This is a genomic window from Rhodoferax sp. SPJ21 (assembly GCF_058216335.1).
The window spans coordinates 597,199-621,959 of the sequence record NZ_JBYZMO010000003.1 but is presented as its reverse complement, the minus strand read 5'-3'; the positions used below and the strand labels follow the sequence as shown (position 1 = coordinate 621,959).

At 61.9% G+C, this 24,761-nt stretch carries 25 protein-coding genes and 1 tRNA gene; 13 read left to right on the top strand and 13 right to left on the bottom strand.

The features are described from left to right. Window positions 1-25: 25 nt before the first annotated feature. The 4 genes from madM to AC4BBN_RS18140 form a co-directional block, all read right to left on the bottom strand. Window positions 26-790: a malonate transporter subunit MadM gene (gene madM / locus AC4BBN_RS18155; RefSeq protein ID WP_490593403.1), complete on the bottom strand. Its 765-nt coding sequence runs from the start codon at window positions 788-790 to the stop codon at window positions 26-28. 5 nt (window positions 791-795) lie between these two features. Further along, window positions 796-1,209 carry a malonate transporter subunit MadL gene (madL, locus tag AC4BBN_RS18150; protein ID WP_490593402.1) on the bottom strand — a complete coding sequence of 138 codons (414 nt, stop codon included), beginning with the start codon at window positions 1,207-1,209 and terminating at the stop codon, window positions 796-798. 184 nt (window positions 1,210-1,393) lie between these two features. Continuing rightward, window positions 1,394-2,308: a LysR family transcriptional regulator gene (locus AC4BBN_RS18145; protein WP_490593401.1), complete on the bottom strand. Its 915-nt coding sequence runs from the start codon at window positions 2,306-2,308 to the stop codon at window positions 1,394-1,396. Window positions 2,309-2,318: 10 nt separating this feature from the next. After that, a complete protein-coding gene (locus tag AC4BBN_RS18140) occupies window positions 2,319-3,374 on the bottom strand; it encodes a CDP-6-deoxy-delta-3,4-glucoseen reductase (protein WP_490593400.1) in 1,056 nt (351 codons plus the stop codon). Window positions 3,375-3,416: 42 nt separating this feature from the next. Between AC4BBN_RS18140 and AC4BBN_RS18135 the strand changes: the two genes are divergently transcribed. After that, window positions 3,417-4,340 carry an SDR family oxidoreductase gene (locus AC4BBN_RS18135; protein ID WP_490593399.1) on the top strand — a complete coding sequence of 308 codons (924 nt, stop codon included), beginning with the start codon at window positions 3,417-3,419 and terminating at the stop codon, window positions 4,338-4,340. Between the two features lie 52 nt (window positions 4,341-4,392). Here AC4BBN_RS18135 and AC4BBN_RS18130 read toward each other — a convergent pair whose 3' ends face one another. The 3 genes from AC4BBN_RS18130 to AC4BBN_RS18120 are packed head-to-tail and all read right to left on the bottom strand — an operon-like array spanning window position 4,393 to window position 7,356. Beyond that, complete coding sequence (locus tag AC4BBN_RS18130) at window positions 4,393-5,424, bottom strand: cytochrome d ubiquinol oxidase subunit II (protein WP_490593398.1); 1,032 nt, start codon at window positions 5,422-5,424, stop codon at window positions 4,393-4,395. Then, the gene (locus tag AC4BBN_RS18125) at window positions 5,417-6,778 is read right to left on the bottom strand and encodes a cytochrome ubiquinol oxidase subunit I (RefSeq protein WP_490593397.1); all 1,362 of its coding nucleotides are present in this window, start codon (window positions 6,776-6,778) and stop codon (window positions 5,417-5,419) included. Before AC4BBN_RS18125 ends, AC4BBN_RS18130 begins: the two co-directional genes overlap by 8 nt. Then, entirely contained in the window at window positions 6,775-7,356 is a 582-nt protein-coding gene (locus AC4BBN_RS18120; protein ID WP_490593396.1) for a GbsR/MarR family transcriptional regulator, read from the bottom strand. Before AC4BBN_RS18120 ends, AC4BBN_RS18125 begins: the two co-directional genes overlap by 4 nt. A 248-nt stretch (window positions 7,357-7,604) precedes the next feature. Between AC4BBN_RS18120 and AC4BBN_RS18115 the strand changes: the two genes are divergently transcribed. Next, the gene (locus tag AC4BBN_RS18115) at window positions 7,605-7,757 is read left to right on the top strand and encodes a hypothetical protein (RefSeq protein ID WP_490593395.1); all 153 of its coding nucleotides are present in this window, start codon (window positions 7,605-7,607) and stop codon (window positions 7,755-7,757) included. A 215-nt stretch (window positions 7,758-7,972) separates the two neighbouring features. Here the strand turns inward: AC4BBN_RS18115 and AC4BBN_RS18110 are convergent, their stop codons facing one another. Beyond that, on the bottom strand, window positions 7,973-8,125 hold the full coding sequence (locus tag AC4BBN_RS18110) for a hypothetical protein (protein ID WP_490593394.1): 153 nt from the start codon (window positions 8,123-8,125) through the stop codon (window positions 7,973-7,975). Between the two features lie 353 nt (window positions 8,126-8,478). On the opposite strand from AC4BBN_RS18110, the gene AC4BBN_RS18105 reads away from it, so the two are divergent. Then, the gene (locus AC4BBN_RS18105) at window positions 8,479-8,631 is read left to right on the top strand and encodes a hypothetical protein (RefSeq protein ID WP_490593393.1); all 153 of its coding nucleotides are present in this window, start codon (window positions 8,479-8,481) and stop codon (window positions 8,629-8,631) included. 112 nt (window positions 8,632-8,743) lie between these two features. On the opposite strand, the gene AC4BBN_RS18100 is transcribed toward AC4BBN_RS18105, so the two are convergent. Continuing rightward, a tRNA-Leu gene (locus AC4BBN_RS18100) sits at window positions 8,744-8,828 on the bottom strand. A 41-nt stretch (window positions 8,829-8,869) separates the two neighbouring features. Between AC4BBN_RS18100 and cysM the strand changes: the two genes are divergently transcribed. The 3 genes from cysM to AC4BBN_RS18085 all read left to right on the top strand — a co-directional run bounded on the left by cysM (window position 8,870) and on the right by AC4BBN_RS18085 (window position 10,676). Continuing rightward, window positions 8,870-9,772 carry a cysteine synthase CysM gene (gene cysM, locus AC4BBN_RS18095; protein WP_490593392.1) on the top strand — a complete coding sequence of 301 codons (903 nt, stop codon included), beginning with the start codon at window positions 8,870-8,872 and terminating at the stop codon, window positions 9,770-9,772. 96 nt (window positions 9,773-9,868) lie between these two features. Continuing rightward, window positions 9,869-10,390, top strand: coding sequence for an NUDIX domain-containing protein (locus AC4BBN_RS18090; RefSeq protein ID WP_490593391.1), 522 nt, complete (start codon window positions 9,869-9,871; stop codon window positions 10,388-10,390). Window positions 10,391-10,448: 58 nt separating this feature from the next. Then, the gene (locus tag AC4BBN_RS18085; protein ID WP_490593390.1) at window positions 10,449-10,676 is read left to right on the top strand and encodes a sulfurtransferase TusA family protein; all 228 of its coding nucleotides are present in this window, start codon (window positions 10,449-10,451) and stop codon (window positions 10,674-10,676) included. Window positions 10,677-10,730: 54 nt separating this feature from the next. Here the strand turns inward: AC4BBN_RS18085 and AC4BBN_RS18080 are convergent, their stop codons facing one another. Next, window positions 10,731-11,924, bottom strand: a complete 1,194-nt coding sequence (locus AC4BBN_RS18080; RefSeq protein ID WP_490593389.1) for a glycerophosphodiester phosphodiesterase — start codon at window positions 11,922-11,924, stop codon at window positions 10,731-10,733. Between the two features lie 114 nt (window positions 11,925-12,038). After that, a complete protein-coding gene (locus AC4BBN_RS18075) occupies window positions 12,039-14,972 on the bottom strand; it encodes a valine--tRNA ligase (RefSeq protein ID WP_490593388.1) in 2,934 nt (977 codons plus the stop codon). Window positions 14,973-15,370: 398 nt separating this feature from the next. Between AC4BBN_RS18075 and AC4BBN_RS18070 the strand changes: the two genes are divergently transcribed. From AC4BBN_RS18070 to AC4BBN_RS18040, 7 genes are all read left to right on the top strand, one after another. After that, window positions 15,371-16,351 carry a sensor domain-containing diguanylate cyclase gene (locus AC4BBN_RS18070; protein ID WP_490593387.1) on the top strand — a complete coding sequence of 327 codons (981 nt, stop codon included), beginning with the start codon at window positions 15,371-15,373 and terminating at the stop codon, window positions 16,349-16,351. Window positions 16,352-16,444: 93 nt separating this feature from the next. Next, window positions 16,445-17,227, top strand: a complete 783-nt coding sequence (yaaA, locus tag AC4BBN_RS18065; RefSeq protein ID WP_490593386.1) for a peroxide stress protein YaaA — start codon at window positions 16,445-16,447, stop codon at window positions 17,225-17,227. Further along, the gene (locus tag AC4BBN_RS18060) at window positions 17,220-18,086 is read left to right on the top strand and encodes a 2OG-Fe(II) oxygenase (protein ID WP_490593385.1); all 867 of its coding nucleotides are present in this window, start codon (window positions 17,220-17,222) and stop codon (window positions 18,084-18,086) included. Before yaaA ends, AC4BBN_RS18060 begins: the two co-directional genes overlap by 8 nt. Before the next feature lie 219 nt (window positions 18,087-18,305). Continuing rightward, window positions 18,306-19,154, top strand: a complete 849-nt coding sequence (gene queF / locus AC4BBN_RS18055) for an NADPH-dependent 7-cyano-7-deazaguanine reductase QueF (RefSeq protein ID WP_490593384.1) — start codon at window positions 18,306-18,308, stop codon at window positions 19,152-19,154. A gap of 544 nt (window positions 19,155-19,698) precedes the next feature. Next, a complete protein-coding gene (locus AC4BBN_RS18050) occupies window positions 19,699-21,255 on the top strand; it encodes a trypsin-like serine peptidase (RefSeq protein WP_490593383.1) in 1,557 nt (518 codons plus the stop codon). Window positions 21,256-21,382: 127 nt separating this feature from the next. Next, entirely contained in the window at window positions 21,383-22,207 is an 825-nt protein-coding gene (locus AC4BBN_RS18045; RefSeq protein WP_490593382.1) for an undecaprenyl-diphosphate phosphatase, read from the top strand. A gap of 14 nt (window positions 22,208-22,221) precedes the next feature. Beyond that, on the top strand, window positions 22,222-22,884 hold the full coding sequence (locus AC4BBN_RS18040) for an HAD family hydrolase (protein WP_490593381.1): 663 nt from the start codon (window positions 22,222-22,224) through the stop codon (window positions 22,882-22,884). 33 nt (window positions 22,885-22,917) lie between these two features. On the opposite strand, the gene AC4BBN_RS18035 is transcribed toward AC4BBN_RS18040, so the two are convergent. After that, window positions 22,918-23,724 (bottom strand): alpha/beta hydrolase, encoded by an 807-nt coding sequence (locus tag AC4BBN_RS18035; RefSeq protein WP_490593380.1) that lies wholly within the window; start codon window positions 23,722-23,724, stop codon window positions 22,918-22,920. A 189-nt stretch (window positions 23,725-23,913) separates the two neighbouring features. Then, a complete protein-coding gene (locus AC4BBN_RS18030) occupies window positions 23,914-24,741 on the bottom strand; it encodes a proteasome-type protease (protein ID WP_490593379.1) in 828 nt (275 codons plus the stop codon). Window positions 24,742-24,761: the final 20 nt, after the last annotated feature.

The following is a 24,761-nucleotide window of genomic DNA, read 5'->3' as shown; positions in this document are numbered from 1 at the left end:
CCTCAATAACCACATCTTCAGATCCTCAAGCCACCAGGGCTTTGGTGGCAAAAAACAGTACCGACGGGCCCATCAGGCAGCCCAGGCCGGTGTGGAAAGTCGCCACCAGCGCGCCATAGGGCACGAGCTTGCGGTCGGTCGCAGCCAGGCCGGCGGAAACACCGCTCACGGTGCCTGCCAAGCCGCCAAAAACCATGGCAGAGCGGGGTGTTTTGAGGCGTAGAAAGCGCGCTGCCACCGGCGTGCCAACCATCACCAAAATCGCCTTGATCAGGCCGGTGGCAATGCTCAGCGCCATCACGTCCGAGCTGGCGCCTATCGCGGCACCGGTGACAGGGCCGACGATGTAGGTTACGGCACCGGCTCCAATCGTCGTCATGCTCACAGCGTCCCGGTAGCCAAAACTCCAGGCCACGCTGGCGCCCACCATAAACGGCAGCAGGGTGCCCAGCAGCAAGGCCACGACGCCGATCAGCCCGGCCTTGCGCGCCTCGGTGGCCTGTACCTCGAAGGCCGTTGCCACGATGGCAAAGTCGCGCAGCATGGCACCACCCATCAGGCCGATGCCACCGAACAGCGACATATCGGCCAGGCCTTTGTGCCCGCCGGTTTGTGTGCCACCCCAGTAGGCCAATACCAGGCCGATGACGATGGCGATGGCCGAGCCATGCACCCGCCCAAAAGTCAGCTTGCGTGAAATGACACCAGATAGCAGCACGATCAAACCCACAATGGCGAAGGCGGTGACCAGGCCGTTGCCGGCCGCAGCTTTTTGCAGAATTTCAAGCATGGTGTTTATTTCAGGTGGGTTGCGGGCAGGACGGTAGGCAGTGTTGCGGCATCCGCATCCGGCAAGGGCTCTTCCATGCGATTGATCAGCGAGATGACGACGGCGCAGACGGCTACCGCACCGATTGCCGACAGCAGCGCCAGGTGGCCGCCCCGCAGGGCCGATACCACGTCCTGTTGCGCCGCCATCGCCACCACCACCGGGATGTACATGGCGCCCCAATACTCCACACCTGCCTCGGTCAGCTTGGGCAGGATGTTTCTTTTCTGCATGGCCAGGCGCGCAAAAATCAGCAACAGCATGGCAATGCCGACGCCACCAACATTGGTCTTGACGCCCATGGCTTGCCCGAGTAAGTCACCTAAAAAAATCCCCAGCAAATGGCATGCTGCCAGTAGCGCGGTGCCGTAAATAATCATGTCTGTCTCCTGGTTATGGCGCATGTCAGCGCTATTTTTTTGGAAGCCTTGCCAAGCGGTTGGGGCACGGCGGGGCTTCTCGGAGTGGAATGTACCGAGCCAGCCACGACAGAACAATTAAGCGGAAGAGGGGATATTTACGGCAGGTGAAACGATCGGGGGTTTACCCGGGCGCAGTCACTTGTCAGGCCAGGCGGGTCTGCGACAGGCGGCAGACCGACAGCAGCGTCAGCAGGTTTGGGTCGCGCTCGCGGCTGCGCAAAAAGCTCAGGCCTATGGTCTGGCGCATCAGGTACTTGGGCTGCAGCGGAATCAGCTGCACCTTGTGCGGAAACACATCGCGCACCCGGCCAGGCAGCAGCGTGCAGCCCAGGCCGCCGCTGACCAGGTTCATCAGCGAAAAGATATCGCCGGTTTGCATCACCACGTTCGGCGTGAATTCGGCGATACGAAAGGCCTCTTGGAAGCCCTTGTAGGTGGCAAAGCCTTCGGTCAGGCTGACGAAGCGTTCGTCGGCACAGCCGCTCAAATCGACTGCTGCCATGTCGGCATAGCGTGAGCCGACCGGCGCGGCAAAGTAGATGTCGTCTTCAAACAGCGGCAGCGATTCGACTTCTGGCGCGTCGTCGGGCACCGACATCAGTGCGGCATCAATGGCGCCCTGGGCCAGTTTCTGCAATAGCGCTGCGTTCGAGCCCAGCACCAACTCGGGCTGCAGCTCGGGCTTGCGCACCTTCAGGTCGATCAGCAGGGTCGGCACCGTCTTGATGGTCAGCGAATACAGCGAGCCGATGCGTATCTGGTCAGATGCATAGCCTGCGGCTTGGCGTGTAGCGCGCACACCCTCGGCCATCAACTGGAGAACGTCCTTGGCAGCCTCGGCCAGCACCTGTGCCGCATGCGTCGGTATCAGGTTGCGGCCTTCGTGGCGGAACAGCGGGCAGCGCAGCCCTTCCTCCAGCGCATGCAAGGCCCGGTGCACGCTGACGGTGCTGGTGTCCTGCACTTCGGCGGTACGCGTCAGATTGCCTTCCTGCATGAAGGCCAGAAAGATCTCCAGCCTGCGGAAGGTGATTTCGTCGCCGACGCGGAATGCCATGGCCGTGCGCTTATGCAGCCTTGGCTTTATCGGCTTCGCTGGTGAAAGAGTCGGCAAAAAATGCGTCGCTCGGCAGGCCGGCCTGTGCGATGTAGTCGGCCTGGGCCGACTCCACCACGATGGGCGCACCGCAGGCATAGACTTCATGGCCGGACAAATCCGGCAGGTCTTGCAGCACAGCCTGGTGCACGAAGCCGGTGCGGCCAGTCCAGCCGTCTTCTGGCAGGGCGTTGGAGACCACCGGCACATAAGTCAGGTTCGGCATATTCACCAACTGGGCCTGCACCCAATCGTTCAGGTACAGATCGCCAGGACGTCGGCCGCCCCAGTACAGCGTGGCCGGGCGGGTGATGCCCTTGTGCTGCATGTGCTCCAGGATGGCCTTGATGGGCGCAAAGCCGGTGCCCGAGGCCAGCAGCACGATGGGTTTGTCCGAGTCTTCGCGCAGGTAGAAGCTGCCGTACGGGCCTTCAATGCGTTGGATTTCTTTTTCTTTCATCGCGCCGAACACGTGGTCGGTGAACTTGCCACCGGGCATATGGCGGATGTGCAGCTCCACCGCAGGGCCGGTGTGCGGCGCATTGGCCATGCTGTAAGAGCGGCGTGCGCCGTCGCGCAGTATGAATTCAATGTACTGGCCGGGGTGGTAGCGCAGGGTGTCGTTGGCCGGCAGCTGCAGCTTGATGACCATCACGTCGTCTGACACCTTCTCCAGCGTGGTCACGCGCGAAGGCATCTTCTTGATGGGGAAGGCGCTTTCGTCCGTCACCTGGCGCGACTCCAGCACCACGTCGGTCAGCGGCATCGCGCAGCAGGTCAGCACCAGGCCAGCGGCTTCTTCCTCGTCGCTCAGCGCCTTGCTTTGGTGCGGGCCGTGGAACACCATGCCTTCGAGCTTCTTGCATTTGCAGGAGCCGCAGGCGCCGTCCTTGCAGCCGTAGGGCAGGCCTATGCCCTGGCGGATGCCGGCCGCCAGGATGGATTCGTCGGCCGTGGCGGCAAAACTGCGGCCGCTGGGCTGTACGGTGATGCTGAAAGCTTGCGGGGTAGGGACGGGATGGGTCATGGGTTCGGTATGCTCGGTCAGTTCTATCTTTAGCCTCTGATTTTGCCCTCAAACCAATTTCCACTTGGCGCGCTGCCTGCGCGCTTCCGCCGTGAGCGTGTGCTGATCGTCGGCTGCGGCGATGTCGGCCAGCGTGCTGCGGCCTGCTTGCCGCGTTCTGTGCGCCTGCTGGCGCTGACTTCCAGCCCCGAGCGTGTGCCGGCCTTGCGAGCCCGGGGCATCACCGCGCTGTGCGGCAACTTGGACGCGCGCGCATCGCTGTACCGGCTGGCCGGGCTGGCGACCCGCGTGCTGCACCTGGCTCCACCGCCGGGCGAGGGCCGCGACGATCCGCGCACCCGCAATTTGCTGCGCGTGCTGCAGCTGCGCGGCGCGCCCCGTGCGCTGGTGTACGGCTCAACCAGTGGTGTGTACGGTGACTGCCAGGGCGAGCTGGTGCGCGAGACCCGCGCCTTGGCCGCCACCACGCCCCGGGCCCAGCGCCGGGTCGATGCCGAAGCCGCAGTGCGCCTGCTGGGCCGGCGTGCCAGCCGGGTGCGCAGCAGCATTCTGCGCATCCCCGGCATCTATGCCCCCGACCGCGAGGGCGGCACGCCCGAGACGCGCTTGCGCAAAGGCACGCCGGTGCTGGATGCAGCAGACGATGTGTTCACCAACCACATCCATGCCAACGACCTGGCCCGCGCCTGCGTCCAGGCGCTGTGGCGTGGCCGCCCGCAGCGCATCTACAACGTGAACGACGACACCGATATGCGCATGGGCGACTACTTTGACCTTGCCGCTGACCTGTACGGCCTGCCGCGTCCGCCGCGCGTGCCGCGCAGCGCCGCGCAGGGGCAGCTGTCGCTGATGTTGCTGAGCTTCATGTCCGAGTCGCGCCGGCTGGACAACACCCGCATGAAGACCGAGCTGCGTCTGCGGCTGCGCTACCCCACGGTTGCAACCGGTTTGCTATCGAATAAATAGCTGCTTGCGCAGGTAATATATGCGCTAGAGGCCTATTTCTTATAAATCCTACTCAGTACTTCAAGGCGGTGGATTTGCCCCAGAACACCCGGTAGGCAAACACCGTGTAGCCAATGATCACCGGCAGCACCACGGCCACGCCGTAGAAGATCACCATCAGCGCCTCCGGGGCGCTGGCCGCGTCCCAGATGGTGATCTTGTCGATCACCAGCCACGGGAAGATGCTGTAGCCCAGGCCGTAAAACGCCAGCAGAAAGATGCCCACCGTCGCGCCGAAGGGCACGCCTATGCCGTATTCGTTGCCTTGCTCCAGCCGCACCGGCAGCCGGCCCAGGCTGCGCCAGATGGTGCCGAACAGCACCAGCGTGCCTAGCGGTATCGGCAGCAGCAAGATGAGGTTCGGAAAGCTGAACCATTTCAGGAAGATGCTATGGCTGACCATGGGCGTGGCGACGGAGATGGCCAGCACGCCCAGCCCGGTCAGCCACAGGCTGCGCCGTGCCCAGGCTACCGCCATCAGCTGCAGTGCGCCCTCGGTCTTGATGATGAGCCAGCCCGCGCCCAGCAGCGCATAGGCGGCCAGCAGGCACAGGCCGATCAGGCTGCTGAACAGAATGCCGGCCAGGTCGTGGCGGAAGCCGGTGATCATCGAGCCCAGCATGAAGCCCTGGGCCCAGCCTGCCAGCAGCGAGCCGATGTGAAAGGCCATGTTCCACAGCCGCTTGTGGTCGTCCTTGGCCTTCACGCGGAAGTCGAAGGCCACGCCGCGCAGCATCAGCCCCATCAGCATCAAGGCCACGGGCAGGTAGAGCGCGCCCAGGATCACGCCATGCGCCATCGGGAACCCGACCAGCAGCACGCCCACGCCCAGCACCAGCCAGGTTTCGTTGGCGTCCCAGAACGGGCCTATGCTGGCAATCATCGCGTCTTGCTGTGCGTTGTCGGGCTTGCGCATCAGAATGCCCACGCCCAGGTCGTAGCCGTCCATGATCACGTAGGCCAGCATGGCCAGCGCCATCACCAGCGCGAAGACGATGGGCAGCCAGACTTGCGGCTGGCCCAGGTTGTTGATCAGATCAGGCATGCTGGGTCTCCCGGCGGCGGTCGATGGTGGGAAACAGGGGTTTGACCAATCCACTGGCTTTGCGGGCCATATAGAACACCACAGACACATAGGCGGTGATCAGCACCGCGTACAGCAGCAGGTACATCAGCAGCGTGGTTGCAATCGCCGTGGGCGGTACGCTGGACGCGGCTTCGGCGGTGGTCATCACGCCGTACACCAGCCAGGGCTGGCGACCAATTTCCGTCACATACCAGCCCGCAATCAAGCCCACCCAGCCGATGAAGGTCATGGCCACCAGCAGACGCGCCAGCCAGGGCTTGGGTGCACCTTGGCGGCGCAACTGCCACACGCCGGCCCAGCTCGCCGCCAGCATCAGCAGCCCCACGCCAACCATGATGCGAAAGGCAAAGAACACCGGCGCCACGGGCGGGTGCTTGTCGCCAAAAGCCTCTATGCCCTGGACTTCGCCATCCCAGCTGTGCGTGAGGTACAGCGATGCCAACTTAGGAATCGCCACTTCAAACCGGTTGCTTTGCGTGGCCGCATCGGGCAGGCCGAACAGCACGGCCGAGGCGCCGCGCTCGGTTTTCCAGATGCCTTCCATGGCAGCGATCTTGGCGGGCTGGTGCTCCAGCGTGTTCACGCCATGCATGTCGCCAACCACGATCTGCACCGGGATCAGCAGGGCGGCTACGGTCAGTCCGGTGCGCAGGCTGGCCATGACCTCGGGGCCATGGTCGTTCTTCAGCCAGCGGAAGGCGCTGATACCGGCCAGCAGAAACGCCACCGTCAGGCCCGAGGCGAGCAGCATATGGGCCAGCCGGTAGGGGAAGGATGGGTTAAAGATCACCTCCAGCCAGCTTGTCACATGGGCCTGACCGTCGATCATCACAAAGCCGGCGGGCGTGTGCATCCACGAGTTCAGCGCCAGTATCCAGAAGGCCGACAGCGTGGTGCCGGCTGCCACCAGGAAGGTGGCGATGGTGTGCAGGCGCTCGCTCACCCTGTGCCGGCCAAACAGCATGATGCCCAGCATGGTGGCCTCCAGGAAGAAGGCGGTCAGCACCTCGTAGGCCAGCAGCGGCCCGGCGATATTGCCGACCTTCATCATGAAGCCCGGCCAGTTGGTGCCGAACTGGAAGCTCATGGTGATGCCACTCACCACGCCCAGTGCAAAGGTCAACGCGAAGATCTTCACCCAGAACTGGTAGGCGTCCATCCAGTGTTCGGCCCGCGTGGCGGTGTAGCGGGTCTTGAAATAAAACAGCACCCAGCCCATGGCGATGCTGATGGTGGGGAACAAAATGTGGAACGTCATATTGGCCGCAAACTGGATGCGGGCCAGTGCCACCGGGTCCATTGCGTCCATCATGCATCTCCCTTGCTAGCTGCGGCCTTGCCGGGCTTGAGGGCCAGCTTCACCCGGTCTTTCACCTGCAGCAGCTTTTTCATCTGCGTACCCATCTTCATCATGCTGGCCAGCGAGGCCGAGTCCATGCTCTGCACCTCGTCGAGCCAGGATGTGCCCAGCTCGATCAGGTCGTGCATTTCCTTCATGCGCGACTGGGCGTGGATGTCTTCGGCCAGAGCCGGGCGTTCCATCAGCGCGTCACGCAGCATGGACAAGGTGGGGTCAATCTCGCGCTTGCGCCGCTCGGCGGCCAAGGTGCGGAAGATGGCCCACACGTCCTCGGGCGTCTCGAAGTATTCGCGGCGGTCGTTTGGCAAATGGTGCAGCCGCACCAGGTTCCAGGACGACAGCTCTTTCAGCCCCATGCTGACGTTGGAGCGCGAGAAGCCCAGCCCTTCGGCGATCTCGTCGGCGTTCAGCGGCTTGGCGGACACAAACAGCAGGGCGTAGATTTGTCCCACAGTCCGGTTGATGCCCCAGCGGCTGCCCATTTCGCCAAAGTGCAAAACAAAACGCTGGGTGAGGGGTGCGAGGTTCATGTTCGTAGTTCCTGAATTTTCAGTATTTTCTGAAAATTCAGGAATTCAAGCAATTTATAAGCGCAAAGACCTTTAGTAGGCAGGGCCCATCGTTGGGTTGAAGTCGCTTGCTGGCTGCCCGTTTGACCGTGTTGTTGTGCGCACAACACAGGTGTAAAAAGAATGGGGAGCGTCTATCTCAGGCCCTACACTGGTGGCGCAAGACGCTATCGATACCGCAGCAACTGAACCTTCACCAGGAGCATTGAATGCCGAGACGCCAGCCCAGCAAAACCACCCCGCGCCGCGCGCCAAGACTCTGCCTGGAACAGCGTTTGTTCCAGCGCCAATTGCAGTGCAGCCCGCAGCAGGCCGTCCAGCACTTCAAACTCACAGCCCCCAGTAGCGCCACCGTGCATTGAACTGCCGTGTTTTGCGTTGCTCCATGCAACGCAGACGTAAAAAAGCCCGCGTGTAGCGGGCTTGATCCAATCTGACCGATGCTATCCGGCGCGCAGCATCTGGTATACGAAGATGGCTGTACCGCTAATGAATATGACAGCCACAGCGCCCAAGGCGACGATGGCCAGCACTAGCTTCAGTTTTTTCCAGTTATTGGGTTTGTGTGGTGCGAAGGTCAAAGTAGGTGAAGGGCTGCGTCGAGCACCTTGTAAACCGCCATACCCAGGGCGCCCAGGATCAGCAGTGTGTGAACAAATGCAGCACCATTCATCGGTTCGGCTGGAACCGCTTTGGCTGCAGTGGATTCGGGTTGGTTTTGTGTGTTCATGCCTTGAATTTAATGCGCATCCCGCGTCACGTGAATGACAGTTGAGTTTCCAAAATGCAATTTTCGGAACTATTCGACAGTTTTGCGCAGTGTGCGGTGGATGTTATCGCCATACAACGCCTGCTTCCGCCAAGGCACCAAGAAAGTCGCGCCCGACAAAGGGAGATTGCCCACTGCATTCTGTGCAGCTTGGGTGCGATTGCGCCTTTGATTTAACGGGTCGGCCTGGTCGCATGCTTGCGCTTGCAGTCGCATCAAATGGGGGTTTCTGTGCGTTTGTCACGCGACGAGCTGCGGGCTCCGCTCTACATTGGTGGCGTTGATTTCTTCAACCCACAGATGGAGCAATTTATATGGTTCAACAAGATGTAGACGAGCGCTACGATGGTTTGGGCTTTTGGGGCTTGGCGATCGGAAGCGTAACGGGTGTTGCCTTGGCCGGCACCTTTATTGCCATGTTTGCGTACCAACTTGTGCGAGGCATCGGTCGCGTTTTCTTTGGCTGAATTTCTGGCGCGGCTTAGGCGTTGTGTAAAAGCTTTGCAGAAATGAAAAAGCCCCGTCCTACAGGGAAGGGGCCTAACATTGGATCTTTGCGATCCTCTACAAACTAACACATGGTGCCCGGGGCCGGAATCGAACCGGCACGCCTTGCGGCGGGGGATTTTGAGTCCCCTGCGTCTACCAATTTCACCACCCGGGCATGTGCAGAAGCAAGACCAATATTATGGCACAGTGTGGGGCATGAAATACCAAACAATTGAAGACGTCATCGGAAAAACTCCGCTTGTGGCATTGCAGCGCATTGGTGCTGCGGACAATTCGGCCCGTGGCAACGTGGTTTTGGGCAAGCTGGAGGGCAATAACCCTGCCGGTTCGGTGAAGGACAGGCCGGCCTTGTCCATGATCCAGCGTGCCCAGGAGCGCGGCGAAATCAAGCCGGGCGATAGCCTGATTGAGGCGACTTCGGGCAACACCGGTATCGCATTGGCTATGGCGGCGGCGGTCAAGGGCTACCGCATGGTGTTGATCATGCCGGAGGACTTGTCCATAGAGCGGGCCCAGACCATGAAGGCTTTTGGTGCCGAGCTGATCCTCACGCCCAAGAGCGGCGGCATGGAATACGCCCGCGACCTGGCCGACCAGATGCAGCGCGAGGGCAAGGGTAAGGTGCTGGACCAGTTTGCCAATGCCGACAACCCGCGCGCCCATTATGAAAACACCGGTCCGGAAATCTGGGCCGACACCCAGGGCAAGATCACGCACTTCGTCAGCGCCATGGGCACGACCGGCACCATCACCGGTGTGTCACGTTTCTTGAAAGAGAAGAATCCCGCCATCAAGATCATCGGCGCGCAGCCCAGCGAGGGCTCGCGCATTCCCGGCATCCGCAAATGGCCGCAGGAATATCTACCCAAGATTTACGACCCCAGCCATGTGGACGAGCTGGTCTATGTGGGCCAGGACGATGCCGAAGAAATGTGCCGCCGCCTGGCACGGGAGGAAGGTATCTTTGCCGGTATCTCTGCAGCGGGCGCCTGCTGGGTTGCGCAGCAGATCGCACAGCGTGAAGAGAACGCCACGGTCGTGTTCATCGTGTGTGACCGGGGTGATCGTTACCTTTCGACCGGTGTGTTTCCGGCTTGATGGGGTCTGCTGGATTTATGGGAAATTGGCCTCTAGTGCTTATTACTCCTGCACAAGCTGCTATATTTTCTATAGTTTTTAGGGGTATCTGTGGCCATGGCCGCTGAGTTCAAATTTTGCCCGCAGTGCGCCACTGCGCTGGCCTGGATCAGCCAGGAAGAAGACGGCGGCCCGAAGCAGCGCCTGCGTTGCCCGGCTTGCGACTTCACGCACTGGAACAACCCCACGCCGGTGCTGGCCGCCATCGTCGAGTACGGCGGGCAGATACTGCTGGCGCGCAATGCCGCCTGGACTTCTGAGATCTACGCGCTGATCACCGGCTTCATGGAAGCCGGCGAAACACCCGAGGAAGGCATTGCCCGCGAGATTCTGGAAGAAACTAATCTGACGGCTTCTGCGCTAGAGCTGATCGGCGTGTATGACTTTCAGCGCATGAACCAGGTGCTGATCGTCTACCACGCGGTCGCGCACGGCGAAGTGCGCTTGTCGCCCGAGCTGGTGGACTACCGGTTGTACAACTTTGAAGACGTGAAATGTTGGCCCGCTGGCACGGGCTACGGGCTGGCCGAGTTCCTGAAGCGCCGGGGCTACGAGCCGCAGTTTCGCGAGCTGGGCTGACGCCGTTCGCGGGCATCTTCCGCACTAAAATCAGCCACCACCCAAGGACCACCGCCCCATGCAGACAGACAAAGAAATCGACACGCGCGGCCTGAATTGCCCGCTGCCCATCCTCAAGGCCAAAAAGGCGCTGACCGATATGCAAAGCGGCCAACTGCTCAAGGTGGTGTCTACCGATGCCGGCTCTGTGCGTGACTTCCAGGCTTTTTCCAAGCAAACCGGCAACGAGCTGATGGAGCAGACCACCGAAGGTGCGGATTTCATCCACGTGCTGCGCCGTCGTTAATTCTTGGCACGCGCCGCGCCCCGCAACGGGGTCCGCGGCGCGGCGATTCCTGTTCTATTTCAGCAGTGCCTTGCGTGCTGCCAGCGCCGTGTCGGTGAAGTCGGTGAACACGCCGTCCACACCGGTCTTGTAGATGGCGGTGTATTCGTTCGCTCCATCCTTCGCATAGTCGATTGCCAGGCGGCGCGACTCGTTGCGGAAGGTGAAGGGGTGCACGAACAGGCCGGCTTTGTGGGCATCTGCCACCAGGCTGGTGGGCGCCATGGAGGTGGCGTCGGCGTCGTTGATCTTGCCGTCGCCATTCACATCCACGGGCTTGCCATCGGCGCCGATGGTGCCCTTGATGCTGATGATGTAGCGCTTCCAGGGGCCGATGCCGTCGGCATAGGTTTTGATTTCGGCCAGGCCTTCGGGCGTGACCATGGCATCGAAGTTGCGCTTGTCACCCATCAGCGTCCAGTCATAGGGGCGGTCGCTGGGCAGCTTGAAGGTGACCTTGCCGGTGGCCAGGTCTACGCTGTCGCCGTCGATCAGCTGGACCATCTTGGTCTGCAGGCCCTTGCTCTTCATGTACTTCAGGCTGCCGGGTTCGAACGACTGCACGAAGATGGGCGCCGACTTGCTGTTCCAGCCGGCTTTGACGATGGTGTCGACAAATATGTCTTCCATCGGCAGGCCGAGCGACGCGAAGTAGCTGGGGTTCTTGGTCTCGGGGTAGATGGCAATCGTGCGGCCAGTGGCCTGCGACTGGGCCTTGGCCAGGTCGATGACTTCCTGGAAGGTAATGACCTTGAACTGGCCGTTGAACTGCTGCGGACGCTCGGCATCGGTGGAGATGGCGCCCAGGGTCTTGATTTCGGCCAACGTGAAGTCGTCGCTGAACCAGCCGGTCTGGGTTTCGCCATCGACCTGGATGGTCTTCTTGCGCGCTGCAAATTCAGGGTGCTTGGCCACATCGGTGCTGATGGCCAGGTTCGGGTCGTGGCGGGCGATCAGCTGGCGGTCCTTGGTGACGATGATGTCCATCTCGATCACGTCGGCGCCCAGCTCGATGGCGCGGATATAGGCTTCGCGGGTTTCTTCCGGCAGGTAGCCGGATGCGCCACGGTGTGCAATCACCAGCGGCGGCTGGCCGTTCAGCGTAGACCCAGCGCCCATGGTTTGGCCAGGCATGCTGCTGCAAGCGCTCAGGCCTGCCGCGACCAACAGGGCCGAGGTGGTACGCAGGGGAAAGGAAATCGGGGGCATGCACTACTCCTAGGTTAAGTAGCGGCCGATGCTAGGGCGGGTATGTGACAGTTGTGTTGAAAAAAAGCCCCAGCGCCGCGCGTGCGGCCTGGGGCTTGATCGGAGTTGGGTTGCTTAACCCAGGCGAGCCAGCTGCTCTTTCAGGCGCTCCAGGGTGGCGCCGAAGTCGCTGATGCGGCCGCGCTCCAGCGCGATCACTGCCGGTGGCGCCTTGGCCACAAAGGCTTCGTTGGCCAGTTTGTTGGTCGCCTTGGCGATTTCGCCTTCCAGGCGTGCGGCTTCCTTGCCCAGGCGGGCTTTTTCGGCGGCTACGTCTATCTCCATGTGCAGGCACAGGCGCGCATCGCCGGCTACCACGGTGGGGGCGGCCTGCGCGGCGGCTTGCCAGGCGGCTTCATCATCGAACAGCTTGACTTCGCTGAGCTTGGCCAGGGACTGCAGTACTGGCGCCACCGATTGCATGAACTCGGCGTCGCCCACGCAGTACAGCGGCATGCGGGTCGCGGGCGACACATTCATCTCGCCACGCAGGTTGCGGCAGGCGTCCACCAGGCCCTTGAGCTTAGTGACGTGAGCGATGGCGGCTGGGTCGATCTTGGAAGGTTGGCTTTGCGGATACGGCGCGATGCTCACCGAGTCACCCGGAATGCCCGCCACTGGCGACACTTTTTGCCACAGCTCTTCGGTGATGAACGGAATGATGGGGTGGGCCAGGCGCAAGATGGCTTCCAGCGTGCGGATCAGGGTGCGGCGGGTAGCGCGCTTTTGGGCGTCTGTGCCGTTGTTGATCTGCACCTTGGCGATTTCCAGGTACCAGTCGCAGAACTCGTTCCAGGTGAAGTCGTAGATGGCGTTGGCTACATTGTCCAGGCGGTAGTCGGCAAAGCCCTTGGCCACTTCGGCTTCGGCCAGTTGCAGGGCCGAGCTGATCCAGCGGTCGGCCTGGCTGAAGTCCAGATAGCCGCCGGGGCCGCATTCTTCGGGTGTGTGGTCACGCACGCCGCAGTCCTGGCCTTCGCACTGCATCAGCACGAAGCGTGTGGCGTTCCACAGCTTGTTGCAGAAGTTGCGATAGCCCTCGCAGCGCTTGCTGTCGAAGTTGATGCTGCGGCCCAGGCTGGCCAGCGATGCGAAGGTGAAGCGCAGCGCGTCGGCGCCGAAGGCGGGGATGCCTTCGGGGAATTCTTTCTCGGTGTTCTTGCGCACCGCAGGCGCGGTCTCGGGCTTGCGCAGGCCGGTGGTGCGCTTGTCCAGCAAGGGGGCCAGCGCAATGCCGTCGATCAAATCCACCGGGTCCAGCACATTGCCTTCGGACTTGCTCATCTTCTTGCCCTGTGCGTCGCGCACCAGGCCGTGGATGTAGACATGCTTGAACGGCACCTGGCCGGTGAAGTGCGTGGTCATCATGATCATCCGGGCCACCCAGAAGAAGATGATGTCGTAGCCGGTGACCAGCACGGAGGAGGGCAGGTACAAATCAAAATCTTGCGTCTTCTCCGGCCAGCCCATGGTGCTGAACGGCACCAGCGCCGAGGAGTACCAAGTGTCGAGCACGTCTTCATCGCGCGTCAATTTGGGCGGTGATTTCTTCAGCAACTCGGCTATTGCTTCCGGGGTGTCACCGGCATGCTTTTGCTTTAAGGCTTCTCTCCATTTCTCATGCGCTTCGGCCTCATCGCGCGCCACATAGACCTGACCGTCTTCGTCGTACCAGGCCGGAATTTGGTGGCCCCACCAGAGTTGGCGGGAAATGCACCAGTCCTGGATGTTGTTCATCCACTGGTTATAGGTGTTGACCCAGTTCTCGGGCACGAACTGCACCTGGCCGCTGCTGACGGCGTCGATGGCTTTTTGCGCGATGGACTTGCCGGTGGCGTCACCCTTGCCGACCTGGTTCATGGCGACGAACCATTGGTCGGTCAGCATGGGCTCGATCACCTGGCCGGTGCGGGCGCAGCGTGGCACCTGCAGCTTGTGCTTCTTGGTTTCGACCAGCAGGCCGAGTTCGGTCAGGTCGGCAACGACCTTCTTGCGCGCGACGAAGCGGTCCAGGCCCTGGTAGGCGGCGGGGGCGTTTTCGTTGATCTTGGCGTCCAGGGTCAGCACGCAGATCATCGGCAGCTTGTGGCGCTGGCCGACGGCGTAGTCGTTCTGGTCGTGCGCGGGCGTGACCTTCACCACGCCGGTGCCGAAGGCCTTGTCCACATAGTCGTCGGCAATCACCGGGATCTCGCGGTCGCACAGCGGCAGCTTCACCATCTTGCCGATCAGGTGCGTGTAGCGCTCGTCTTCGGGGTGGACCATCACGGCCACGTCGCCCAGCATGGTTTCCGGGCGGGTGGTGGCCACCGTCAGCGAACCCGAGCCATCGGCCAGTGGGTACTGGATGTGCCACAGGAAGCCGTCTTCCTCTTCGCTCTCCACTTCCAGGTCGGACACCGCGCTTTGCAGGATCGGGTCCCAGTTCACCAGGCGCTTGCCACGGTAGATCAGGCCTTGTTCATACAGCTGCACAAAGGTTTCGGTCACCGTTTTGGACAACTTGGGGTCCATGGTGAAGTATTCACGGCTCCAGTCCACGCTGTCGCCCATGCGGCGCATCTGGCCGGTGATGATGTTGCCGGACTTCTCTTTCCACTCCCACACCTTGGCGGTGAAGGCTTCGCGGCCCAGGTCGTGGCGGCTAATTTTTTGTTCTTGCAGCTGGCGCTCCACCACGATCTGGGTGGCAATGCCTGCGTGGTCGGTGCCTGGAATCCAGGCGGTGTTGCAGCCTGCCATGCGGTGGTAGCGGGTCAGGCTGTCCATGATGGTCTGGTTGAAGGCGTGGCCCATGTGCAGCGTGCCGGTCACGTTCGGTGGTGGCAGCTGGATGGCGAACGACTCCGCACCGGCTTGGGCTACGCCCGTGCCCCGGTGGCCGGCCACGCCATAACCGCGCCGTTCCCATTCCGGGCCCCAGTGCGCTTCCAGCGCGGCGGGTTCGAAGGATTTGGACAGGGATTGCAAGCCGGGCTGGGCGGGAGCGGTGGAAGCGTTGTCGGTCATGGTCTAGCAGGTTCTTTCAGGGAGGGCGCGATTTTACCGGGCGGGTACAGGGATTCTGTTTTGCTACGCTTTTTGTAGCTGCTTGCGAAGTTTTTATATGCGCCAGAGCCCTATTTCATATAAATACCTGGGGCCTGCCAAGGCGATGGCAATGGAGCGGGCTGGCACCTTTTTCACATCGGAGTAGGGCGACGGACCTGGGTTTGTGCGGGTGGTGTTGGTTTCGCGCTAGCAGGCCGTGGCTGCCGATCTGCTGGACCCACCTCCGAGCGTGGCCGCTACCTGGCGGGTGCCCACATCAGGGTGGACGGGGCTTCGGCGCCTACGGTGGTGTAACGTATTCGCCTGCTGGCGTTATCTGTCCCTAGAATGGTGTGCCTCTTTTCCAAGGAGCGTCCATGATCAAGCCTGCCATCCCGCCCGATGAACCGTTCCGGCTCAGCACGCTGCGCTCGCTCAATCTGCTGGATACGCCACCCGAGGAACGTTTTGACCGGCTGACCCGCATGGCCAAGCGGATGTTTGGCGTGCCCATAGCGCTGGTGAGTCTGGTGGACGAAAACCGCCAGTGGTTCAAATCGGCCCAGGGTTTGGGCGTGACCGAGACCCCGCGCGATATTTCCTTTTGTGGCCACGCCATCTTGAGCGACTTGCCTGTGTTGCTGGTGCCCGATGCACTGCAGGACGAGCGTTTTTTTGACAACCCGCTGGTGGTGAACGCACCGCACGTGCGCTTCTACGCGGGCTGGTCGCTGAAGGCGCCCAACGGCAGCAAAATCGGTACGCTATGCCTGCTGGATACGCAGCCGCACACGCTCAGCGCCGAAGACCTGCAGCTTTTGGCGGACCTGGCGGCCATCGTGGAGCAGGAGATATCCGCTTACCAGATGGCTACGGTGGACGAGCTGACGCGGCTGCAGAACCGGCGCGGCTTTCTGGCGCTGGCTGAGCATTGTCTGGGCTTGGCGGTACGCAAATCCATTCCCTGTTGCCTGGTGTTTTTTGACCTGGACAAGTTCAAGGCCATCAACGACAACTTTGGCCACGCCGAGGGCGACAAGGCCTTGCAAGCCTTTGCCGACCTGATGCGGCGCAGTTTTCGCAGTGCCGACATCCTGGCCCGGCTGGGCGGCGACGAATTCGTGGTGCTGATGTTTGACTGCCCGCATGCTCTGGCGCAGACCATTGTGGAGCGTTTGCTGGCAGCGCTGGAGCGGCGCAACCAGTTCTCCCATAGCGGTTACGCGATTGACTGTAGCCACGGCATTGTGCGGGTGTCCCTGGAGGCGCGCGAGTCGGTGGAGACCCTGCTTTCGCGCGCGGATGGGTTGATGTACGAAAACAAGCGCAGTAAAAAAGCCTTGGCTGCGGCCGTGTAGACCGATTCCAAGAACGTCTTCAAGGACTATACGGAGCTGCAACCGGGTTGTGGGGGACGGCACCCGATAATCCCGGCCAAAGGATGTTTGCCCATGTTGTTTGTGTTGTCGCCCGCAAAGGCCCTGGATTTTGAAACGCCCGCCAAAGGCACGCCCCATACCCAACCCCTGTTCATTCAGCAGTCCACCGAGCTGATCGCATTGCTGCGGGCCTATTCGCCGCAGCAGATTTCCGAGCTGATGCACCTCAGCGACGCGCTGGCCGGGCTGAATGTGGCCCGCTACCAGGCGTGGAGCCCCCAATTTACCGCCAAGAATTCCAAGCAGGCCGCGCTGGCCTTCAACGGTGATGTCTACGGCGGGCTGGATGCCGCCACGCTGGCACCCGATGCCCTGGCCTGGGCGCAAGACCATGTCTGCATACTCAGCGGTCTGTACGGCGTGCTGCGCCCGCTGGACTGGATGCAACCGTACCGGCTGGAGATGGGCACCCGTTTGCCCAACCCGCAGGGCGCCACGCTCTACAAGTTCTGGGGTGCGCAAATTGCCGACTACCTGAACCAGCGCCTGCAGGCCGATGCCACGCCGGTGGTGGTCAATCTAGCTTCGCAAGAGTATTTCAAGGCGGTGGACCGCAAGGTCTTGCGCGCGCGGGTGGTGGAATGCGTGTTTGAAGAGCAGAAGAACGGCCAGTACAAGATCATCAGCTTCATGGCCAAGCGTGCCCGTGGGCTGATGGCGCGTTACGCCACCCTGCACCATCTCAGCCTGCCCCAACAGTTGCAGGGCTTCAACCTGGAAGGCTATGCTTACGCGCCCCAGGTGTCCGAGCCCGACCGCCTGGTTTTCCGCCGCCAAGGAACCCCGCATGCCTAAGTCCTACGCCAACACCGCGCAGCAGTCCATCACCCCCGCGCTGCGGCAATGGATCATTGCCCAGGCCGAGGCCGGCTTCACGCCCGATGTGGTGCTGAAGGCCATGCGGGATTCGGGCTGGAGCGAGGAGGTGGCCGTGGAGGCAATGGAGAGCACGCTCACCGCCCATTTGCAGGCGCGCAAACAGAGCTTGCCCGCACCGGTGGCCGTGCCCGCGCCCGACCTGTCGCAAGCCCCGCTGCAGCTGGACGTGGGCGACCGCCAGGTGCGCGTGCTGTCCGTGATGCAGAACCCACGGGTGGTGGTGTTTGGCAACCTGCTCAGCGACGAGGAGTGCGACGCCCTGGTCGAGGCCGCCCGACCGCGCCTGAGCCGCTCGCTGACGGTAGCCACCCAGACCGGTGGCGAAGAGGTGCACGTGGACCGCACCAGCGACGGCATGTTCTTCAGCCGGGGCGAAAGCCCGCTGATCCAGCGCATCGAAGAACGCATTGCCCGTCTGCTGCAGTGGCCCGTGGAAAACGGCGAAGGCCTGCAGGTGCTGCACTACCAGCCCGGCGCCCAGTACAAGCCGCATTACGACTACTTTGACCCGCAGGAGCCGGGCACGCCCACCATCGTCAAACGTGGTGGCCAGCGCGTGGGCACCCTGATCATCTACCTGCGCGAACCAGAAAAAGGCGGCGCCACCATCTTCCCCGATGTGCAGCTGGAGGTGGCCCCACAGCGCGGCAACGCGGTGTTCTTCAGCTACGACCGCCCGCACCCGGCCACCAAGACCCTGCACGGCGGCGCACCCGTGCTGGCGGGTGAGAAGTGGATCGCCACCAAGTGGCTGCGCGAGCGCGAATTTAATTAGTCCCCCCCAGGCTCCACGCTGCGCGCTTACGCCAACCCTCCTTCGGCAAGCTCAGGACAGGCCTTGCAGGGGGCGAACCCGGTGGCCCGGCTAAACCGGTTCCATGGGTTCCCCGCAAGAATGCAGGCGCGTCTACGTTGTGGTGTCACGAATTACAAAGAAAATAGGCTGCTAGCGCAGGTATCTTCTGCGCAAGGTGCTACTAAAGGTATAGCAATCATGAATACTCCTGAACAATCCCAGCTGGGCAAAAGCTCGGCCTATATCGACCAGTACGACGCGTCGCTGCTGTTCCCCATTCCGCGCGCCGTCAAGCGGGCCGAGATCGGCCTGGCCGACCGGGCTGCGCCTTTCTTCGGCGCCGACCTGTGGACCGCGTTTGAATTGAGCTGGCTGAACCTGCGCGGCAAACCCCAGGTGGCGCTGGCGCACATCACCGTGCCCTGCGAGACGCCCAACATCATCGAGAGCAAGTCTTTCAAGCTCTACCTGAACAGCTTCAATAACACCCGCTTTGCCGATGCCGCCATGGTGCAGGCGCGCATCCGCACCGACATCAGCGAAGCCGCCTGGCGCGGCAGCGATACGCCCTCAACGGTGGGCGTGCGCATCCTGCTGCCCGAACTGTTCGACCAGGAGCCGGTGCACGAGCTCGACGGCCTGAGCCTGGACCGGCTGGACATGGACTTTGACAACTACAGCCCCGCCCCCGAGCTGCTGAGCGCCGCGCTGGACGAGGCCCCGGTGTCCGAGGTATTGACCAGCAACTTGCTGAAAAGCAATTGCCTGGTCACCGGCCAACCCGACTGGGGCAGCGTGCAGATCAGCTACAGCGGCCCGCAGATCGACCAGGCCGGCTTGCTGAAATACCTGGTGAGCTTCCGCAACCACAACGAATTCCACGAGCAATGCGTGGAGCGCATCTTCATGGAGCTGTGGACCCGCTGCAAGCCCATCAAACTCAGCGTCTACGCGCGCTACACGCGGCGCGGCGGGCTGGACATCAACCCTTACCGCACCAGCCACCCGGGCACGCTGCCAGGGAATATCCGCACGGCGCGGCAGTAGGGGGGGCACTGGTCGGTCCTTCTTGGCGCAACACGTGATGGTGGTGGCCCGGTAGATTTTTGCTCTTGAATGCATAGCTGCTTGTGCAGGTGTTTACTGCGCTGGGGGGCGATTTGGTTGAGACCTTCGCGTTGGGTTTTTCGTCCTTTGCATCCCCGGCCGGTAAGTGCGCCCTGCGGCGCAGTAACGACTCTTTTGCTGCGCCAAATGAATGAATTTCACCCAAAGGAGGGCGAGCAGAGGGCGTGCCGAAGTTGTGGCCGTCTTCGCTGCGCTGCGGGGTCTGTTGCCTTGCTTGGTCTGCTCGGGGCCCCGCTCGAACTCTGTCTGCGACCTCAAACAATGGCGGGCCCTGATCCGCGCAGCTGTGGCGACCAAAGCACTTCCAATGGCTGTGCTTCGATACCCTGAGGCAGGTAGCTAATCAAAGGGGATCTCTGGATACTCAAGGCTGTGTAAAGAGCGGGTGTCTGTGGCTGGGCTAGGCGCTGAACATGTGTCTGCAGTACGTATGATTGGCGCCATTGCTTTACGGAGATGGTGCATGGCAGATGTTTTGAAACTGGGAGCCTGGGCTGCAGCGGCTTTGCTGGCTGGGTGCGGCGGCGGCAGTGACGGAGGTTCGGCCTCCACGAGTAACACGACTACGATCTGCACTTCGTCCGCTCTGGACGGCGTGAGCGGCGTGGCCAGGTCGGCGGCGCTGGATTCTGTGGTGCAGGTCGAGTCCATGCTGAGCCAGGGTTCCGATGTTTCGCCCATCCAGGCGCGCAGCGGCTCGGCCATCAACGCGTGGTCGGTCAGCCTGGGCACGCTGAGCCAGGCCCGCCTGGCCGAGGTGTCACAGAGCAGCAGCATCGGCGTGCCACGCCGTATCGGGCTGGCGCGCGATGTGGTGCTGACCGCCAGCGTAGACAGCACGGCTGCCGTGCTGGACTGGCAAAGCACGGCCAGTGGCGGCAAGCGCGCGGCCATCAGTTTCAGCTCCGAGGACGCCAAGGGTTTGCGCCTGGGCATGCTGGTGAAAAGCCTGCCGGCAGATGCCACGTTGCGGGTCTATGCGCAGGACGCAAGCACGGCCTATGTGGTGTCTGGCCAGGCTGTGCTGGATGCCGTCCAGCGCAATCTGGGCAGCGGCGACAGCAGCGACAACGCGCGCACTTATTGGACCCCTCTGGTGGACGGCCAGGAGGCCACGCTGGAGATCGAGTTGCCCGCCCAGGTCGCCACCAGCGCGGTGCAGATTGCGGTGCCCCGCCTGTCGCATCTGGTGGTGTCACCGCTGGATTCCAGCACGGTCACCGCCCGTGCCATTGGTAGTTCAGGCAGTTGCGAGGTGGATGTGAACTGCAACAGCAGCTACAGCAGCAAGGAGAGCAACGCCGTGGCCCGCATGGTGTTTGCGTCCAGCGGCACGCTGTACCAGTGCTCGGGCACGTTGCTGAACGACACCAGCTCCGACGGCAAGCCGTACTTTTTGTCGGCCAACCACTGCATCTCTACCCAGACCGAGGCCAGCAGCCTTCAGACCTACTGGTTTTACCGCTCTGCCAGCTGCAATAGCGGTACGTTGAATGCGTCCTATACAACGCGCATTAACGGCGCCACCTTGCTGTATGCCAGCAACACGACCGACACCTCGTTCATGCGCCTGGTCGATACGCCGCCTGCCGGTGCTATGTATGCAGGCTGGGTGGTGGACCCAGCCACCATAGGCTCCACTGTGGCTGGCCTGCATTTTCCCCAGGGTGATTTGCAGAAGATCAGCACCGGTACCGTGGCCTCCTTCCAGCTGTGCAGCCAAACAAGTTCCACATCTCAAAACCGAACTTGTTCAACCTCCACCTCGGGCAGTGGTAATTTCCTGAATGCGGTGTTCAGCAGCGGCGTCACGGAAGAGGGCAGCAGCGGCTCGCCGCTGTTCCAGACCTCGTCCAGTGGCGGCCACTATCTGGTGGGGCAGCTCTATGGAGGCAATTCCAGCTGCACCAATCAAGCAGGTAGCAATATCTACGGCCGTTTCGACCAGGCCTACAGCGCAGCGCTGAGCCAGTGGCTGGGTGGCACCACCTCCAGCACGGGCAGCACCTGCGGCAGTTGATCAACGCTGGGCAGGCCCGGGCCTTGCATGCACGCCGGGTGTAAAGATAAGCAACGCGTCTGAGTCCCGTTTGTAGTGTCTTGTCGCGCTGTGATAATCGCGGCACAACAGTCTTTAGGGAGCGTACGTGGATATTATTTTGCTGATCAAAGCGACCATCATGGGCATTGTGGAGGGGCTGACCGAGTTCTTGCCCATCTCCAGTACCGGCCACCTGATCCTGACCGGCACCTTGCTGGGCATGACAGATGACAAGTCCAAGGTGTTCGATATCGCTATCCAGACCGGCGCCATCCTGGCCGTCATCATCGTCTACTGGAAGCGTATTTCGGGTTCCGTGAGCGAGTTTGCCACCAGCGCCAAGGCACGCAGTTTCGTCTTCAACGTGGCGCTGGGCTTTTTGCCTGCTGGTCTGATCGGCTTCTTCGTCTACAAGAAGATCAAGGACTATCTCTTCAACGCCCCGGTGGTAGCAGCGGCCTTTATCGTCGGTGGCCTGATCATTCTGTGGGTGGAGCGCTACGCCAAACCTAAGGCGCGTGTGAACGACATTGACGACATGACTGCCTTGGACGCCGTCAAGGTGGGCTTCGTGCAATGCCTGGGCATGATCCCCGGCACCAGCCGTTCGGGCTCGACCATCATCGGCGGCATGCTATTGGGCCTGTCGCGCAAGACGGCGACCGACTTCAGCTTCTTCCTGGCCATCCCGACCCTGATCTCTGCGGGCGGCTACAGCTTGTGGAAAGAGCGTGCCTCTTTGTCCATGGCCGACTTCCCGTTGTTCGCCGTGGGCTTCATCGTCAGCTTTCTGGCGGCCTGGCTGTGCATACGCTGGCTGTTGCGCTACATCGCCAACCACAGCTTTGAAGTGTTTGCCTGGTACCGCATCGCCTTCGGTCTGGTGGTGTTGGCCACCTGGTGGACCGGCACGGTGAACTGGGCGGCGTAAACCGGATGGAGGCCATGCGCATAGACGCCGTCATTTTTGATGCCGACGGCACCCTTGTGGACAGCGAGGAGCCGGGCATGGAGGTGATGTTCGACATGGCCCGCGCCCATGGCGTGGAGCTGACGCGCGCGCAGGCCTTCCAGCAGTTCCGCGGCTCGCGTATGGCGGATTGCGTGGCCTGGATTGCGGCGCAGCTGCCGTCTACGTCACCGGCCTCTTCACTGGCATTTCAGGCCGACTTCACGCTGCGGGTACGCCAACAGATGGAAGTGCGCTTTCGCCAGGGCCTAGAGGCTTTGCCCGGGGCGCTGGCGCTGCTGCAAAGCTTGCAACTGCCGTTTTGCGTGGCCACCAACGGCCCACGTGCCAAGGTGGAGCTGACGCTGGGTCTGACGGGGCTGCTGCCATTGTTGGGCGAGCGTATTTTTTGTGCTTACGAAGTGGGCTCTTTCAAGCCCGACCCCGGGCTCTTCCTGCATGCGGCCCAGGCCCTGGGCGCGCAGCCCCGCCATTGCGCGGTGGTGGAAGACAGCCTGCCCGGTGTACAGGCCGGGTTGGCTGCCGACATGCAGGTGTTCTGTCTGCACCCGCGCGAGGGCATGCCAGCGGAGATGGCCGAGCGGGTTGTTTTTATCGATGGACTGGCTGCGCTGCAGCCCTTCTTTGCGCCGCGCTGAGTGAGGCCAAGCTAAGTGAGGCCAAGCTGAGGCTTAGCCACCGCCCATGTTGCGCAGCGCTGCTTCAATAGCGGCTGCGGTGGCCAGTGGCTTTTCCATGGGAAACAGGTGGCTGCCGTCCAGCATCATGGTGCGGCCATGGGTTACTTTATGGGTCAGCGCCATGCCGACCTGGCGTATCTCGGCCGACTGTGTGCCTCCTATAAAGGCCGCTGGGCATTTCAGTGGGTGGCGGCGCAGCAGGCTTTCCAGGTTGTGTGGCAGGGTGTTATAGATGGCGGTTTCTACCGCCCGGTCAAAGCCCAGCACGCGTTTGCCATCCAGGTCTTGCATGCCATGCGCCACGTAGTCCTGCAGCACCTGCGGGTCCCAGCGGGCGAAGGCTTTTTTGCTTTGGAAATGCTCCAGCGCCGCCTGCTGGCTGGGCCAGTGCTGGCGGCGTCCTTTGCTGATTTTGCCGGGCGACACGGTCTCCACCATATTGGTGCGCTTGAAGGCGCTCAGCGTGGTGGCACGCCAGCCGCCTACCAGGGGCGAGTCCAGCAGCAGCACGCCACGCGCCAGCTCTGGGTGCCGTGCGGCGGTCATCAGGCTCAGAAATCCGCCCAGCGAATGCCCCACCAGAAACGCCGGCTCGCCCTGCTGGGCCACCACGTCTGCCGCAAAGTCGGCTAACTGCTGCACCAGCTGCGGCCAGTTATTGCTGACCGGGTAGCGCGGGTCGTGGCCAACTTTTTCCAGTGCGTCTACCGTGTAGCCACGGGCGCGCAGATTGTCGAACAGGAGGCGGTAGGTGGATGCGGGAAAGCTGTTGGCGTGCGCGAAGATGATGGATTGCATGGCTGCCATTGTGGGCAATTTGACGGCAAGGGGCAGTCACGTATGTTTAGCACATGCGTATGTTAGGTAAGCAATGCGCCACTCCTTCCAGGAACACCGCGGAACTGGCTTTGCCAGGCCGCTGGTGTTGCCCCCTGCAAGGGGGTTGGAGCAGCGACACAAAGTGCGCGCAGCCTGGGGGTGTGCTTATTAAATCAGCCGCTCGTTGGGCGTGGTGATTTTGCGCAGCGGCTTGCCACGGCTGGATTCCACCATCAGCGGCACATCGGTGGCTTCGCCGTTCCACATTGGGTCTTCGATGCTGTCGAACACCTCGCGCAGCTTCTTGCCCCAGCTACTGTGCAGCATGCGGAAGTAGGGGTTGTTTTCGTCCATGCAGACCACTTTGTCGGTCTGGAATTTGTCGGCCTCGTAGACCACCAGGTCCAGCGGTAGGCCGACGGACAGGTTGGACTTGAGCGTGGAGTCCATGGACACCAGCGCGCATTTGGCGGCCTCGTCCAGAGGGGTTTCGGGGGAGATGACGCGGTCCAGCACCGGCTTGCCGTATTTGGATTCGCCGATCTGGAAGTACTGCGTTTCGTGCGTGGCTTCGATGAAGTTACCGGCCGAATAGACCTGGAACAGGCGCATGCCCTCGCCCTTGATCTGGCCGCCGAAGATCATCGAGGCATTGAACTCCACCCCGGCTTGGCGCAGCGATGCGGCGTCGCGCTCGTACACATGGCGCACGGCGGCGCCCAGTACGCGGGCCGCTTCGAACATGCTCTTGGCGTTCCAGATGGTGATGGGCTCGCTGTCTTCGTGCTCCTTCAGCTGCTCGACCTGCAGAATCTCGCGGATGGACTGCGAGATGCTCAGGTTGCCGGCCGACAGCAGCACCATGAAGCGGTCGTCCGGCTTTTCATAGACGATCATCTTGCGGAAGGTGCTGATCTGGTCCAGGCCGGCATTGGTACGGGAGTCGGACAGGAAAACCAGTCCGGCATTGAGTTTGATGGCGACGCAGTAGGTCATGGCGCAGTAGATTCGTGGTG

Coding starts and splice junctions, on each gene's coding strand:
- AC4BBN_RS18080 (WP_490593389.1), bottom strand. CDS start 11,924: ATGCCCCCGATTTCCTTTCCCCTGCGTACCACCTCGGCCCTGTTGGTC.
- AC4BBN_RS18145 (WP_490593401.1), bottom strand. CDS start 2,308: ATGGCATTCCGCGTCGGCGACGAAATCACCTTCCGCAGGCTGGAGATC.
- AC4BBN_RS18140 (WP_490593400.1), bottom strand. CDS start 3,374: ATGACCCATCCCGTCCCTACCCCGCAAGCTTTCAGCATCACCGTACAG.
- yaaA (WP_490593386.1), top strand. CDS start 16,445: ATGTTGTTTGTGTTGTCGCCCGCAAAGGCCCTGGATTTTGAAACGCCC.
- AC4BBN_RS18115 (WP_490593395.1), top strand. CDS start 7,605: ATGCCGAGACGCCAGCCCAGCAAAACCACCCCGCGCCGCGCGCCAAGA.
- AC4BBN_RS18040 (WP_490593381.1), top strand. CDS start 22,222: ATGCGCATAGACGCCGTCATTTTTGATGCCGACGGCACCCTTGTGGAC.
- cysM (WP_490593392.1), top strand. CDS start 8,870: ATGAAATACCAAACAATTGAAGACGTCATCGGAAAAACTCCGCTTGTG.
- AC4BBN_RS18125 (WP_490593397.1), bottom strand. CDS start 6,778: ATGATGGACGCAATGGACCCGGTGGCACTGGCCCGCATCCAGTTTGCG.
- AC4BBN_RS18030 (WP_490593379.1), bottom strand. CDS start 24,741: ATGACCTACTGCGTCGCCATCAAACTCAATGCCGGACTGGTTTTCCTG.
- AC4BBN_RS18060 (WP_490593385.1), top strand. CDS start 17,220: ATGCCTAAGTCCTACGCCAACACCGCGCAGCAGTCCATCACCCCCGCG.
- AC4BBN_RS18130 (WP_490593398.1), bottom strand. CDS start 5,424: ATGCCTGATCTGATCAACAACCTGGGCCAGCCGCAAGTCTGGCTGCCC.
- AC4BBN_RS18070 (WP_490593387.1), top strand. CDS start 15,371: ATGATCAAGCCTGCCATCCCGCCCGATGAACCGTTCCGGCTCAGCACG.
- AC4BBN_RS18090 (WP_490593391.1), top strand. CDS start 9,869: ATGGCCGCTGAGTTCAAATTTTGCCCGCAGTGCGCCACTGCGCTGGCC.
- AC4BBN_RS18050 (WP_490593383.1), top strand. CDS start 19,699: ATGGCAGATGTTTTGAAACTGGGAGCCTGGGCTGCAGCGGCTTTGCTG.
- AC4BBN_RS18120 (WP_490593396.1), bottom strand. CDS start 7,356: ATGAACCTCGCACCCCTCACCCAGCGTTTTGTTTTGCACTTTGGCGAA.
- madL (WP_490593402.1), bottom strand. CDS start 1,209: ATGATTATTTACGGCACCGCGCTACTGGCAGCATGCCATTTGCTGGGG.
- AC4BBN_RS18035 (WP_490593380.1), bottom strand. CDS start 23,724: ATGCAATCCATCATCTTCGCGCACGCCAACAGCTTTCCCGCATCCACC.
- queF (WP_490593384.1), top strand. CDS start 18,306: ATGAATACTCCTGAACAATCCCAGCTGGGCAAAAGCTCGGCCTATATC.
- AC4BBN_RS18110 (WP_490593394.1), bottom strand. CDS start 8,125: ATGAACACACAAAACCAACCCGAATCCACTGCAGCCAAAGCGGTTCCA.
- AC4BBN_RS18075 (WP_490593388.1), bottom strand. CDS start 14,972: ATGACCGACAACGCTTCCACCGCTCCCGCCCAGCCCGGCTTGCAATCC.
- AC4BBN_RS18105 (WP_490593393.1), top strand. CDS start 8,479: ATGGTTCAACAAGATGTAGACGAGCGCTACGATGGTTTGGGCTTTTGG.
- AC4BBN_RS18085 (WP_490593390.1), top strand. CDS start 10,449: ATGCAGACAGACAAAGAAATCGACACGCGCGGCCTGAATTGCCCGCTG.
- madM (WP_490593403.1), bottom strand. CDS start 790: ATGCTTGAAATTCTGCAAAAAGCTGCGGCCGGCAACGGCCTGGTCACC.